Origin of the sequence: Streptomyces sp. NBC_01428 (assembly GCF_036231965.1) — a bacterium.
In the GTDB taxonomy this organism is placed as follows: Bacteria; Actinomycetota; Actinomycetes; order Streptomycetales; family Streptomycetaceae; genus Streptomyces.
On sequence record NZ_CP109499.1, the window covers coordinates 8,299,926 to 8,314,099 of the forward strand.

At 72.4% G+C, this 14,174-nt stretch carries 8 protein-coding genes; 4 read left to right on the top strand and 4 right to left on the bottom strand.

Going from position 1 to position 14,174, the window contains the following annotated elements:
• Positions 1 to 56: 56 nt before the first annotated feature.
• Entirely contained in the window at positions 57 to 1,163 is a 1,107-nt protein-coding gene (locus OG406_RS36205) for a PP2C family protein-serine/threonine phosphatase (RefSeq protein WP_329189914.1), read from the bottom strand.
• Between the two features lie 374 nt (positions 1,164 to 1,537).
• Here OG406_RS36205 and OG406_RS36210 point away from each other — a divergent pair, with 374 nt between their 5' ends.
• From OG406_RS36210 to OG406_RS36225, 4 genes are all read left to right on the top strand, one after another.
• The gene (locus OG406_RS36210) at positions 1,538 to 2,275 is read left to right on the top strand and encodes an anti-sigma factor (RefSeq protein WP_329189916.1); all 738 of its coding nucleotides are present in this window, start codon (positions 1,538 to 1,540) and stop codon (positions 2,273 to 2,275) included.
• Positions 2,276 to 2,410: 135 nt separating this feature from the next.
• Positions 2,411 to 4,066: a sulfite oxidase gene (locus OG406_RS36215; RefSeq protein ID WP_164370173.1), complete on the top strand. Its 1,656-nt coding sequence runs from the start codon at positions 2,411 to 2,413 to the stop codon at positions 4,064 to 4,066.
• Positions 4,067 to 4,177: 111 nt separating this feature from the next.
• Entirely contained in the window at positions 4,178 to 4,888 is a 711-nt protein-coding gene (locus OG406_RS36220) for a helix-turn-helix domain-containing protein (RefSeq protein ID WP_329189918.1), read from the top strand.
• 571 nt (positions 4,889 to 5,459) lie between these two features.
• On the top strand, positions 5,460 to 6,317 hold the full coding sequence (locus tag OG406_RS36225; protein WP_164370171.1) for a DMT family transporter: 858 nt from the start codon (positions 5,460 to 5,462) through the stop codon (positions 6,315 to 6,317).
• Between the two features lie 93 nt (positions 6,318 to 6,410).
• Here the strand turns inward: OG406_RS36225 and OG406_RS36230 are convergent, their stop codons facing one another.
• The 3 genes from OG406_RS36230 to OG406_RS36240 form a co-directional block, all read right to left on the bottom strand.
• Positions 6,411 to 6,806 (bottom strand): SsgA family sporulation/cell division regulator, encoded by a 396-nt coding sequence (locus OG406_RS36230; RefSeq protein WP_382751670.1) that lies wholly within the window; start codon positions 6,804 to 6,806, stop codon positions 6,411 to 6,413.
• A gap of 282 nt (positions 6,807 to 7,088) precedes the next feature.
• Positions 7,089 to 9,533, bottom strand: a complete 2,445-nt coding sequence (locus OG406_RS36235; RefSeq protein WP_329191093.1) for a SpoIIE family protein phosphatase — start codon at positions 9,531 to 9,533, stop codon at positions 7,089 to 7,091.
• A 144-nt stretch (positions 9,534 to 9,677) separates the two neighbouring features.
• Positions 9,678 to 13,949, bottom strand: a complete 4,272-nt coding sequence (locus OG406_RS36240; protein ID WP_267051758.1) for a HAMP domain-containing protein — start codon at positions 13,947 to 13,949, stop codon at positions 9,678 to 9,680.
• Between the last annotated feature and the right edge of the window lie 225 nt (positions 13,950 to 14,174).

The window sequence follows — 14,174 nt, forward strand, 5'->3', positions numbered from 1 at the left end:
GAGCGGGCGGGGGTCGGGAGCGGTTCGGCCCGGCCGGCAGGAGGGCCGTCGTCCCGTCACACGCCCTCGCCCGGCACCGGTGCCAGGACCAGCATCGTCACGTCGTCGCGGATCGAGGGGCAGAAGGCGGTGAGGTCCTTCCACACGCGCTCGGGGAGGGCGTCCGCGGGCTCGTCGGCGAAGGTCGTGAGGCGGTCCGGCAAGGGGTAGAAGGCACCGGACCGATCGCGGCTCTCGCTGACACCGTCCGACGCCAGGAACAGCCGGTCGCCGGGCTCCAGCTCGACGGTGCGGCACTCGGGAGGGGACAGCTCGAAGAAGCCCGTGCCGACCGGCGGCCCCGGCTCGCTGTCGAGTTCCAGGGCCTTCGCGCCGCGCAGCAGCAGCGGACGCGGATGTCCGCAGGACACCAGCCGCACCCTGTCCGCCGAGGGCGAGAACTCCAGCAGCAGCACGGTCGCGAACATCTCCGCGTGCTCGGACCCCGACGAGTCCACCACCAGTCGGCGGTCGAGCCGGGCCGCGGCCTCGACGAGGTCGCGCCGGTCGAGGACGGTCTCCCGGAACGCCCCGAGGAGCGACGCGACCGTCCCCACCGCGGACAGCCCGTGCCCCTGTACGTCACCCATCACGGCCCGGACCCCGAAGGGGCCGTCGCGCACGTCGAAGAAGTCGCCGCCGACCAGCGTCTCCCGCTGCGCCGGCCGGTACAGCCCCACACAGCGCACCCGTCCGACCCGGTCGGGCAGCGGGGGCAGCACGGCGAGCTGGGCGGCCTCCGCCACCGACCGCACGGTGACGAGGTGCTGTTCCCTGCGACTGCGGACCAGGGCCACGAGCACGCTGAGCAACGCGATGAAGACGATGGTCACGAGGTCGGTGTTGCCGGGACGGTTGAGCTGGATGGCGGGGATGTTCAGCAGGATCACGACGATCACGCCGAACGCCGCGGTCCCCACCGGACCGTAGGACAGGACGGCGAGCGAGGGGATGGCGCCGAGCAGGAACCCGATGTCCAACTCGTGACTGGTGGTGAGTTCGGCGACGCAGACGCCGACCAGCAGGGCGATCGGAAGCAGCCGTACCCAGCGCGGAGGGGGTGAGCCGCGCAGCCAGCTCCGGTCCGTAGCGTCCCGTTCACCGGGCGCGGCCTTCGTGGCCATGGCACTCCTCCTTATGCCACCACGCTCCTCCATTCCGGACGGCCGCGCATTCCGGTCGGCCGCACGGTCCGCTCGGGCGGTCCGGGTGGACACGTCCACCGGGAGGGCGCGCGAAGCCCCGCCACCACGGGGATGGGGGTGACGGGGCTCCACCCCTCGGGTGCCCGGCGCGGGGAGCTTCACCCGGACGGTGAGGAATCGCACACCAATCCGCGGACGCCTCGGCTGCGGATTACCGGCGATGGGCTGTGTGCCGGGAAAGGACTCCGAATGTCGCGTGGAATTCTCGCAGGTGCATTCCCGGCCGGAACGGAGCCCGATCGCCCCGCGTTCGCCGGGCGTCTCCGTTTCGCCGTCCTCTCCCGGACGTCGTCATGAGAAACGACCCGCATCTGCTGATGGGGGCCTACGCGCTCGACGCCCTGGACCCCGCCGAACGAACCGCGTTCGAGCGGCACCTGGGCTCCTGCGCGATCTGCACGACTGAGGCGGAGGAGCTCCGGGAGACCGCGGCCCGTCTCGCCGCGGCCGCGACGGTGCGCCCGCGGGGGCAGTTCAGACAGGACGTGCTGACGCGTGTCGAAGGAACACGACAGGTCCCGGGCCATGTGCTGCGGACGAGGATCCCGGCCCTCACCGGACGCTCGCACCGCGCCGCGCGATGGACCCTCGCGGCCTGTGTCGCCGCCGCCCTCGCGTTCGGCGGCGGGAGCGTCCTGCAGAACCGGCGCGCCGGTACCGAACAGGCCCGGGCCGAACACCGACTGGCCCTCGTCACCGCCCTGTTGGCCGCCCCGGACGCGCAGACCCAGTCCCTGCCGCTGACCGGTGACGCGACCGCCCGCGTGGTCGTCTCGCACCAGGTGGACCGGGCCCTGCTCACCGCCGACACGGTCCCCTCACCGGGGCGGGGACGTGTGTACGAACTCTGGTTCAACGACGCCGGGGTGATGCGGCCCGCCGGCCTCGTCCACGCCTCCCGCGACCCCGTCACCGTGGTCCTCGACGGAGACATCGGCGCGGCCTCGGGAATGGGCGTCAGCGTCGAACCCGCCGGGGGTTCGCGCCACCCCACCTCGACGCCCGTGGCGCTGCTGGGCTTTCGCGCGTGAGAGGCCGGACCGGGCCGGTGCGGCCGTCCGGACGCAGGGGCGCCCTCGCCGACGGGCCCAGGGGAAATGGTCGTACGAGGTGAATTTCCCGTCCGGACCAATCCGCGGGGCCGCCGGAATCGGATTCCTCTCGTGATGACAGGACAGAAGGACCGGAATGCGCGGAAGAATTGGGTGCGCTACCCGCTCGGTGCGCTGAGCGGATTTCTCGCCGGATTCGCCGCCCTCGCCATGGCCGAACTGGTTTCCGCGCTCGTGCGGCCGGAAGCGGGTCCGATCGTCGCCGTGGGGGGCGCGGCCATCGACCGCACGCCGCCCGCGGTGAAGGACTGGGCGATCCGGCATTTCGGCACGAACGACAAGCTCGTCCTCCAGCTCGGCATCCTGGTCGTCCTCGCCCTGTTCGCGGGCGTGCTCGGTGCTTTCGCCGTCCGTCATCGCCGCGCCGGAGCGGCGGGCGTGCTCCTCTTCGGTGTCATCGGCGGTGCCGCCGCGCTCAGCCGCCCCGACTCCACGAGCTGGACCGACGCGCTGCCGTCGGTGGTCGGGGCACTGTGTGGCGCCGCCCTCCTGTACGTGCTGGTCGGACGGCTCTCCGTCGCCCGGCCGGCACCCTCCGCGCCGGACCCCCAGCCGGACGAGAACCACTCCACGACGACCGGCGGAGCTGCCGCCCCGGCCGTCGCGTCGAGGGAGTCCGGCTGGGACCGGCGCGGATTCATCATCGCGGCCACCGCGGCGGCCGCGGCCTCGGCCGGAGCGGGAGCCTTGGGCCGTTCGCTGAACGGCAACCGCGGCCAGGACGCGGTCGCCTCGCGCGACAAACTGGTGCTGCCGGCCGCGTCCTCCCGGGCCAGGCCCATCCCCGGGGGCGCGCAGCTCCGCGTCCCCGGGATCAGCCCCTTCGTGACACCGAACGGCGACTTCTACCGCGTCGACACGGCCCTGGTGGTCCCCAAGGTCGACGCGAACGCCTGGCGGCTGAGGATCCACGGCAAGGGCGTCACCCGCCCGACGACCTTCACGTTCGACGACCTGCTCCGGCGCGAGCTGATCGAGCGGAACATCACGCTGACCTGCGTCTCCAACGAGGTCGGCGGCCCCTACGTCGGAAACGCCCGCTGGATCGGAGTGCGGCTCGCCGACCTCCTCGCCGAATGCGGTGTCCGGCCGCCGTCCAAGGGCGGTCCCGCCGATCAGCTGGTGGCCCGCTCGGTGGACGGCATGACGATCGGCAGTCCCGTGGACGACGTGATGGACGGCCGGGACGCGATGCTCGCCGTGGGCATGAACGGGCAGCCGCTGCCCTTTGAGCACGGCTTCCCGGTACGGATGCTCGTCCCGGGCCTCTACGGCTACGTGTCGGCGTGCAAGTGGATCAAGGACATCGAGCTGACCACCTTCGACGCCTACGACCCGTACTGGGTGAAGCGGAAGTGGGCGCGCAGGGCACCGATCAAGACCGAGTCGCGCATCGACACGCCGAAGCCCTTCGCGCGGCCGAAGGCGGGCACCGTCATGGTCGCCGGGGTCGCCTGGGCGCAGCACCGGGGGATCGACAAGGTCGAGGTGCGGGTCGACGACGGAGCGTGGCAGGAGGCGCGCCTGGCGTCCGAGGACACCGTCGACACCTGGCGGCAGTGGTCGTTCCCCTGGCAGGCCACGAGCGGTGGCCACACCCTCACCGTGCGGGCCACCGACCGTACGGGCCGGGTGCAGACGGCGAAGCGCACCCAGACGATTCCGGACGGCGCCAGCGGCCGGCACTCCGTGGTCGTCACCGTCGACTGACGACTCGGCGCCGGAGTGGACCACAGGGGGCCACCCTCCGCCGGCTACTGCGGACGGGTGGACCGCGCGAACAGACAGTCACATGACCTGGAGTGCGGTTGTCCTACGGTCATGACGACCGACCTCCTCGCGCACCCGTCGCATCCCATGCCGTCCCACCCGCGCCGCCGCGACGGGATGTCCCCTCTCCCGGCGCCCGAGGCCAGGGCCCGGCTGCGGCGCTCCTGGCACCTGTCCGAACGGCAGGTGGCGACCGCGTTCGGGGTGACTCCGGCGACGGTCCGTTCCTGGGAGGCGGGCCGCACCACGCCCACGGGCCGGCGCCGGGCCGCCTACGCGGCGTTCCTCAGCGGCCTGGCCCAGGGTCTCGCCCCCGCGGCGCTCGCGGACCCGGCCCCGCAGAAGAAGCGAACCCCGGCTCCGCCGAGGAAGAGAGCCTCGGCCCCGCCGAAGGAGGGGACCCCGGTCGCCCCGGCCCCGGCCCCGTCACCGGTGAGGGCGCTCACTCCGCCGCCACGCAACGCGTCGGCGTCCCGCCCGGCGACTCCACCGCCCGCGACCGTGATCCTGTCGACCCCGCCGCTCACGGAGCCGGCCAGGAGGCCGGCGGGCCTGCCGGTCGCAGGCGGACCCGACCCGGTGTCGGCGGCCCGCCGACGCAGGCTCCGCCTCGCGGCCGTCGCGGCCGGTGTGTGGCTGACCTTCGTCCACCTCATGGTCACCACGGGCCCGCCGCGGACGGCGTACGCCGACGGCGGGGACCACGGGAGGGCGGCGACCGGGCGGGTCGCCTGCTCCTGCGCCGGTTCAGCCCGGCCCTGATCCCTCCCGGCGGGTGACACGCCGTCCCGAGGCCACCGCTCAGCGCTGAGCGGTGGCCGCCGTGTGCAGATGGGCCAGCGCGTCGAGGACGACGGTCCGCCGGTGCCGGGAGAGCCATCGGCCCACCATGACGCCACTGGTCTCCAGCGCCCGGAGCTGGGCCGGGCTGAAGCCGGGCAGCGGCCGCTCGTGGTGCGAGGAGGACGGCGGAGTCGGCCTCCGGCTCCGGGGCGCTCCCGGCGGCGACCGGGAACTCTGCCTCCTCGCTCATGGTGAACGGCGTCCTCACTGACGACATCGGTTCCGGTCGACAGCCCGCGCGGTCGGGGAAGACAGCGCGAACCGTCATCGCCCGGCCGGGGCGTGCGCGGCCCGCGGACACGAAGCGGTGCGTGCCTGCTTCCCCAGCACATCCCGCCGGCCCTGTCCCCGGCCCGTATCCGCTCCGCAAGAGGTCCCGGGGGGGGCGCCGGGGAGCGCCTGGTGAGCGCACGGGGAGCTTTCGGTGGGCGGCCGTCCGACCGGCGTGCCCGGGATGCCACGGTCCGCCGTCCCGGGGCATGGTGGAGGGGTGATAGCGCTGGCCGTACTGTTCGCCCTGCTGGGAGCCGCCAGCAACGCCATGGGAACGGCGTTCCAGCGCAAGGCGGCCGCCCGTGTCCCCGAGGGCGGTGGACTGCGGCTCATCCTGGAACTCGCCCGGCAGCCCGCCTGGCTGATCGGCATCGCCGGCGTGGCCGGAGCGGCGCTCTTCCAGGCCCTCGCGCTGGTGAACGGACCCCTGTCCCTGGTCCAGCCCCTGTTCATCCTGGAGCTTCCGTTCGCCCTGATGATCGCCATTCCGCTGCTGCACCGCAGCCTTCCGCGCGCGGGCTGGTGGGCTGTCGCGGGAGTGGTGGCCGGTCTCGGTGTGGTCCTCGTCGCCGCCGACCCGTCGGGAGCGGACACCTCCGCCCCCATGGCCCGCTGGATCCCGATGCTGATCCTGTGCCTCTCGGCGGTCGCCGTCGCCGTCGCGGTCTCACGCCCCGGACGACCGCCGCTGTTCCGCGCCGCCGTGCTGGGATCGGCCTCGGCCATCAGTAACGCCCTGACCGCCGCGCTCCTGAAGTCGGCCGTCGGCACGCTGGAGGACGACGGCTTCGTCGCCTTCCTGAGCGTGTGGCAGACGTACGGATTCGTCGTCACCGGAATCGGCGCCGTGCTGCTGCTGGAGAACGCGCTCCAGGCGGGCCCGTTGGCCGCCTCGCAGCCCGCCCTCACGATCGGCGACGCGACGGTGAGTCTGTTCCTCGGCGTCTTCCTCTTCGGCGAGACCATCCGCACCGGTTGGTGGCTGCTGCCCGAACTGGCCGGAGCCGGGCTCGTCCTGTGGGGTGTCCTGCGGCTGACCCGCGTGGTGCCGCACGTGGGGGAACTCGCCCACTGACCGGTCGTCGCGCCGCCGCCCACGGCGCTCCGGCGGTCGCGGCGCCGGGAGGCCGACGGGGACCACGCTCCGGCAGGCGGCCCCCGGATCGCCTCAGCTGCCGGCGATGACCTCCGCGAGGAACCCGTCGAGGGAGACGCGTTCCTCGCCGGGTGCGACGATCCGGTGGGTCTCGTCCAGGAACGACAGGACCGCGGGGGCCCACCCGACGACCACCGCGTGCTGCCGCCCGCCGTCGGAGTGGGGGCGGCCGAAGAACTCCAGCCGCACCTCCCGCCAGATGCCGGTGGCCCGCGGACCGATGCGCACGTCCCCCTCGCCGACCGGACGCTCGATCCCCTCGGCCAGCATCTCGCGGTCGAGCCGCCACCGGGCGAGCACCAGGCCGTCGTGACTGAAGGTCATGGTGACGGCGAACGGGTCGTCGGCGCGATACGCGAGGTGAGCCATGACGGGGGAACGCCCGGTGGTCTCGGTGACGAGCTGCATGACGAGCGTTCGGCGCACGGATGTGATCAAGACAGGCCCCTGGGGAAGGACGGACGGAGACCTCCCTAGTACCCGCACCGGCCGCGCCATGCTGCTCCATCCGGGGGAAAGAAGCGCGGAAACTCGTGTGCATACAGCGCTGAGAGCGGGGCACCAGCATCCTGAGACAGCTTGAGGACGCCATCCCCCCTGGCGGACCCGAGCTTCGCGGCCCCGCAGGCAGTCACCCCCCCCCGGCTGTCGGCGGGGCCGCCTCTCTTCTCCGGTCCCGGACGGCGCCCGTCAGCCGACGGCACCTCCGGACCCGTCGGCCTCGTCCCCCGGCTTCTCCGCGCCGTCCCCGGGGTCTGTCCCCTCCACCTGGATTCCGACGATGCACGTGTCGTCGTCCGTGTCGGACCTGCTGTACGTCAGCAGCCGGTCGAGCTGGTGGTCCAGGGTCCGGGAGGTCGTCCGCGCGGCCTGCAGCAGTTGGCGCAGCGACACCTCCACCGAGCGGTCGCGCCGCTCGATCAGACCGTCCGTGAACATCAACAGCGTGTCGTGGACGGCGAGTTGCACCTCGTCCTCCTCGAACGTCGCCTCGGGCACGGCACCGAGCAGGATGCCCTTGATCAGCGGGAGCGGGGACGCGTCCGCGTCACGGACCAGCACCGGCGGCAGATGCCCCGCCCGGGCCCAGCGCAGCACACGGCGGCGCGGATCGTAGATGCCGCACACCGCCGTGGCGGTGACCCCGCCGGTCAGATGGTGCGCCACGGCGTTGAGCCACGACAGCAGCTGGCCCGGTCCGGCACCCGTCACGGCCAGTCCGCGCAGTGCGTTGCGCAGCACCACCATGCTGGTGGCGGCCTCTATGCCGTGTCCCGCGACGTCCCCGACGCACAGCAGGACGAGACCGGAGGGCAGGACGACGGCGTCGTACCAGTCGCCGCCGACGAGCTGCTCGGTCTCCGCGGGGCGGTAGCGGACCGCCACGCGGAGCCCCGGCGCCCGCAGCGGAGCCTGGGTGGGCGGCATGATCGCGTGCTGCAGCTGGAGGGTCAGCCGGTTGCGTTCGTGGGCCTGCTGCTCGGTGTGGGCGAGCTGGTCGCGGGTGACGGCCAGGGCGACCTCGGTCCAGTGCTGGGCCGAGATGTCCTGGTAGGCGCCGCGGACGACGAACAGCCGGTCCTCGGCGTCGAGCACCGGCTCGGCCACCATCCGGATGTGCCGGGTGACCCCGTCGGGCCGCTGCAGCCGGAACGCGGCCGACGCGGGCCGCCTGTGGTGCAGGACCGTCCGCAGGAAACGGCCGATGGTCACGGCGTCGTCCGGATGCGTGTGCGTGGACAGCTCCTCCAACGGCACCGGCCCGGCCGAGGGGGAGCGGCCGTACAGGTCGAAGAGGGTGTCGTTCCAGATGGTCTCGCCGGTCAGCAGGTTCTCCTCGAACCCGCCGATCCTGCCGAGCCGTTGGGCGTGCTGGAGCAGGCTCGCCAGCCGCGCAGCCTCGTCCTCGATACGCCAGATGAACAGCAGTGCCCCGCCGTGCCGGCTGACGCTGATGTCGGCCACCGACGACAGCGGCACCTGGTCGACCAGCGCCGTGAGGTCCATCCGGCGGGCCCGGAACGGCTCCCCGGTGGCATGCACCCGCTCGATGCACTGGAACAGCTCGCTGTCCCCGGCCGCCATCGGGTAGGCCTCCAGCAGCAGCGCGCCCTGGACACTTCCCCGGGGCCGGCCCGCCGGGTCGAGGAACCGGCTGTTCACATGACGGATACGGAAGTCGGCCAGCCGCCCCCGGTCGTCCAGGTACGGCACCAGCACGAGAGCGGGATCGTGCAACCCGTCGACCAGGTCGACCAGTTCGGCGACCTCGGTCGTTCCGCGCGCCTCGCGGTCCTCGCCCGGCGGCACGTGCGTCTCCAGCGTGTGCGAGCACAGCTCCGCCAGCGCCTCGACCTGCCGCACGACCTGCGGGGGCTGAGGTGCCAGCGGGGAGGGCCAGGCGATTTCGAGCACGCCGTGGACCCGGCCCCCGGAACCGGCGGGGACGGCCACCCGTCCGCCGTCCGGACGGTCCGCGTGCCCGATGGAGGGCAGTCCGGTGCCGGACAGCGCGGTGGCCCACTGGGTGGACCGCTCGGTCAGCGCCCGGCGCGCCATCGTCGCCACGCCCGGTGGCACATAGCGCCAGCGTCCGGCCTCGTCGGCCGGGAACCCCGCGCTGCCCGCCAGGGACAGTGAACCGTCCGCGGCGGCCGCCCAGATGGCGACGGCGACGGCCCCGAGCGGGGCCAGCGCGTGCTGGAGCAGGGAGTCGGCGACGGCCTGGGTGTCGTTCGCGGCCAGGGCGCCGCTCTCCGCCGCGCGCAGCCGCACCGCGGGGGAGTCGTCGTCGGACGCGCGCGCGGCCGTGACGGCGAGGAAGGTGCTGGTCACCTCGGAGAGCCGGTCGTGCGCGGCCTGGTTGATGATCTCGACGGCGAGCTGGAGCTGCGGCACCCTCGCCTGCCCGGCCAACTCGGCCAGCTGACGGGCCGCCTGGGCGGGGCCGCAGCCCAACCGCTCGACCAGGATGCCCTTGGCCAGCTCGATCAGCGCCCGTCCGTCGGCCTCCAGGTGGGCCGCCCGCACCTCATGGCGCAGCCGCTCGACCGTGGCCGCCAGCCTGCCGACGGGCGAGGGACTGCCCGTGTCCGCCGGGTCCTGCGCCCGTTCTGTCTCCGATGTGCCGGACACTTCGTCGACGTCGGCGCCGGTCGGTTCAGGACTGTTCACCGTGCGACTGCTCCTCGGCGGGGACGCCCGAGGGCGCGGGGGAGGGGCGCCGGCGCGGGGGGTTCCCCCGCCGACCGGCAGCGGCTGTCGGTGCCGGACGCCATGTCACTCTCCGAGCCAGCGGTGGACACAGGCGATGAGGTCATCGGTGTCGACCGGCTTGGTGACATGGTCGCTGGCCCCCGACAGGAGGCTCTTCTCGCGGTCTCCCGGCATGGCCTTCGCGGTCACCGCGATGATCGGCAGGCCGGCGTAGCGCGGCATCTTCCGGATCTCGGCCGTCGCCGCGTACCCGTCCATCTCGGGCATCATCACGTCCATCAGGATCAACGCGATCTCGGGCCGGGCCAGCAGCGTCTCGATGCCCTTCCTGCCGTTCTCCGCGTGCAGCACCTGGAAGCCGTGCAGCTCCAGAATGCCGCTGAGCGCGAAGAGGTTGCGGGCGTCGTCGTCGACGACCAGCACCGTACGGCCGCGGAACGCGTCGTCGATCGGCTGCGCGGGCTGCCGCCGTGCCTCCTCGGCGCGCACCAGCGGCACCACGTCGCCCGGCTGTTCGGCGGACAGGTGCAGGGCGATGCGTTCGCGCAACTCGTCCAGGCTGGACAGGAACTCCAGGGACCGGGCGCCGGAGCGGGACTGCAGCGCCTGTTCCTGCGCGAGGTCCACCCGGCTGCCGTTGTGGACGAGGACCGGTACCGTCGCGAGAGCGGAGTCGCCCTCGACGGCTTCGAGGAAGCGGGCCGTCTCCCCGCCCGGCGGGCCGAGTTCGAGGACGACGCAGTGCCACGGCTCGGCGGCCAGCGCGCTCGCTGCCTCCTGTGCCCCGACGACGGTGACGACGTCGACGGACTCGCGTGCGGCGCCCTCGTCACGGCTGCGCGCCACGTCCCCGACCGCGCTCTCCGCGACCAGCGTCAGCAGCCCCCGCGGCCGGTCCTCGACGACCAGCAGACGGCGCCTGCGGGAACGGGCCGGGCCGGCCGAACCGGCGATCGCGTGCCGGGTCTCCGCGGGCGCCAAGGCGTCGGGTCCCCCCTCGGGCTTCCGGCCGCCGGCCAGCAGCGCCTCGAACTCGGGCCGGGCGACCGGCAGGAAGAGGGTGAACGTGCTGCCCTGCCCCGGCACGCTGTCGACGGTGACCGCGCCGCCCAGCAGATGGGCGATCTCCCGGGTGATGGACAGCCCCAGCCCGGTCCCGCCGTACTTGCGGCTGGTCGTGCCGTCGGCCTGCTGGAAGGCGCCGAAGATCGTCTCCAGCTGCTGCTCGGGGATGCCGATGCCGGTGTCCTTGACGCGGAAGGCGGCCACGGTCCCGCCGTGCCGGACGCCCGGCGGGATCTCCTGGTCCGCCGCGGGTTCGATCCGCAGCTCGACGCGCCCGCGCTCGGTGAACTTCACCGCGTTCGACAGCAGGTTGCGCAGCACCTGACGCAGCCGGGAGTCGTCGGTGAGGAGGTCGACGGGGGCGCCGGGCGCGGTGCTGACCGTGAAGTCCAGGCTCTTCTGCGACGTCATGGGCCGGAAGGTGGCCTCGACGTACTCCAGGAGCTGGCGCAGCGGGACCCGTTCGGGGGTGACGTCCATCTTTCCCGCCTCGACCTTGGACAGGTCGAGGATGTCGTTGATCAGCTGGAGCAGGTCGGAGCCCGCGGAGTGGATGATCCCGGCGTACTCGACCTGCTTCGGTGTGAGGTTGCGCGAGGGGTTCTGCGCCAGCAACTGGGCGAGGATGAGCAGGCTGTTGAGCGGGGTCCGCAGTTCGTGGCTCATGTTCGCGAGGAACTCGGACTTGTACTTCGAGGCCAGGGACAGCTGTTGCGCCCGCGCCTCCAGTTCCTGCCGCGCCTGCTCGATCTGCAGGTTCTTCGCCTCGATGTCGCGGTTCTGGGTCGCCAGCAGGGAGGCCTTGTCCTCCAGCTCCGCGTTGGACCGCTGGAGTTCGTCCTGCTGGACCTGCAACTCCTCGGAGCGGGCCTGCAGTTCGGCGGTCAGCCGCTGCGACTCGCCGAGCAGCTCGTCGGTGCGGGCGTTGGCGACGATCGTACTGACGTTGACGCCGATGGTCTCCATCAGCTGTTCCAGGAAGGTCCGGTGCCCCTGCGTGAAGCGCGTCACCGAGGCCAGCTCGATGACGCCGAGCACCTGCTCCTCGACGACGATGGGAAGCACCACGAGAGCGGTCGGTGCCGTCCGTCCGAGGCCGGAGGAGATGGTGACGTAGCCCGGCGGCACGTCGTCGACGGTGATGGCGCGGCGGCTGCGCGCGGCCTGGCCGACGAGGGAACGGCCGAGCGGGATCCGGGTGGGCCGCCCGTCCTCGTCGGGATAGCCGTACGAGCCGACGAGCCGCAGCTCCGTGCCCTTGGCCGTCTCCTCGGCCAGGTAGAACGCGCCGTACTGCGCGGCGACCAGCGGGGTGAGTTCGTCCATGATGAGGTCGGCGACGACGTCCAGGTCGCGATAGCCCTGCATCAAGCCGGAGATCCGCGCCAGGTTCGTCTTGAGCCAGTCCTGCTCCTGGTTGGCGCGCGTGGTCTCACGCAGCGACTCCACCATGGAGTTGATGTTGTCCTTCAGATCGGCGACCTCGCCCGAGGCCTCGACGGTGATGGACCGGGTCAGGTCGCCCTCGGCGACGGCGCTGGTGACCTCGGCGATCGCGCGGACCTGCCGCGTGAGGTTGCCGGCGAGCTCGTTCACGTTCTCGGTCAGCCGCTTCCACGTGCCCGAGACGCCCTCCACCTCCGCCTGGCCGCCGAGCCGGCCCTCGCTGCCGACCTCGCGGGCCACTCGGGTGACCTCCGCCGCGAACGCGGAGAGCTGGTCCACCATCGTGTTGATGGTCGTCTTGAGTTCGAGGATCTCGCCGCGCGCGTCGACGTCGATCTTCTTGGACAGGTCGCCCTTGGCCACGGCCGTCGTCACCAGGGCGATGTTGCGCACCTGGCCGGTGAGGTTGTTGGCCATCGAGTTGACGTTGTCGGTGAGGTCCTTCCAGGTGCCCGCCACGTTCGGTACGTGCGCCTGGCCGCCGAGGCGCCCCTCGGTGCCGACCTCACGGGCGACGCGGGTCACCTCGTCGGCGAACGCGGACAGGGTGTCGACCATCGTGTTGATGACGTCGGCGAGGGCGGCGACCTCGCCCTTCGCCTCCACGGTGATCTTCTGCGACAGGTCGCCGCGGGCCACGGCGGTGGCCACCTGCGCGATGGAGCGGACCTGACCGGTCAGGTTCGACGCCATCACGTTGACGTTGTCGGTGAGGTCCTTCCACGTGCCGGAGACGCCCCGCACGGTGGCCTGGCCGCCCAGGTTGCCGGCCGTGCCGACCTCACGGGCCACCCGGGTCACCTCGTCGGCGAACGCCGAGAGCTGCTCGACCATCGTGTTGATGGTCTCCTTGAGTTCGAGGATCTCGCCGCGGGCGTCGACGGTGATCTTCTGCGACAGGTCGCCCTTGGCCACGGCGGTGGCCACCTGGGCGATCGAGCGGACCTGGGCGGTGAGGTTGCCGGCCATGAAGTTGACGGAGTCGGTGAGGTCCCGCCAGGTGCCCTTGACCCCCTTGACGTCGGCCTGGCCGCCGAGGCGTCCGTCGGTGCCGACCTCACGGGCGACGCGGGTGACCTCGTCGGCGAACGCGGAGAGCTGGTCGACCATCGTGTTGATGGTGTTCTTGAGTTCGAGGATCTCGCCGCGGGCGTCGACGGTGATCTTCTGCGACAGGTCGCCCTGCGCCACCGCCGTCGTGACCTGCGCGACGTTGCGGACCTGGGCGGTGAGGTTGCCGGCCATGAAGTTGACGGAGTCGGTGAGGTCGCGCCAGACACCTCCGACGCCGGGCACCTGGGCCTGGCCGCCGAGACGTCCGTCGGTGCCGACCTCACGGGCGACGCGGGTCACCTCGTCGGCGAACGCGGAGAGCTGGTCGACCATCGTGTTGACGGTCTCCTTCAGCTGGAGGATCTCGCCGCGCGCCGGAACGTCGATCTTCTGCGACAGGTCGCCCTTGGCGACCGCCGTGGCCACCTGGGCGATGTCACGGACCTGGGTGGTGAGGTTGCCCGCCATGGCGTTGACGGAGTCGGTGAGATCGGCCCACGTACCGGAGACACCCGGCACCTCCGCCTGCCCGCCGAGTGTGCCCTCGGTACCCACCTCCCGGGCCACCCGGGTGACTTCCGAGGTGAACACCGACAGCTGGTCGACCATGCCGTTGAACACGGTCGCGATGTCCCCGAGGAGGCCGCCGGCCTCGTCGGGGAGCCGGGTGCCGAAGTCGCCGTCGCGCACGGCGGTGAGGCCGGCCAGCAACTGGCGCAACTCCTGCTCGCCCGGGGTCCGTACGGACGTCCCGCTCGCTGCCCTGGTCATGCCCACCCTCGTTCCGCTCCCCTGGAGTCCCGCGTCACGGAACTCGGAACCACGCCGGGCCCACGGCGGCCCCACACCTGTCCGTGGAAATTCCGGCGGATCGCGGGTCGTCCCGCCAAGAAAATACGCCGCAGGCTAACCCAGAACGCAGGTCGTGAACAAAGCGTGAGAGATAACTCTTCGGCAGCCGGAAAATGTTGCCGGGAGCAGGAATAGGAGCGCGCG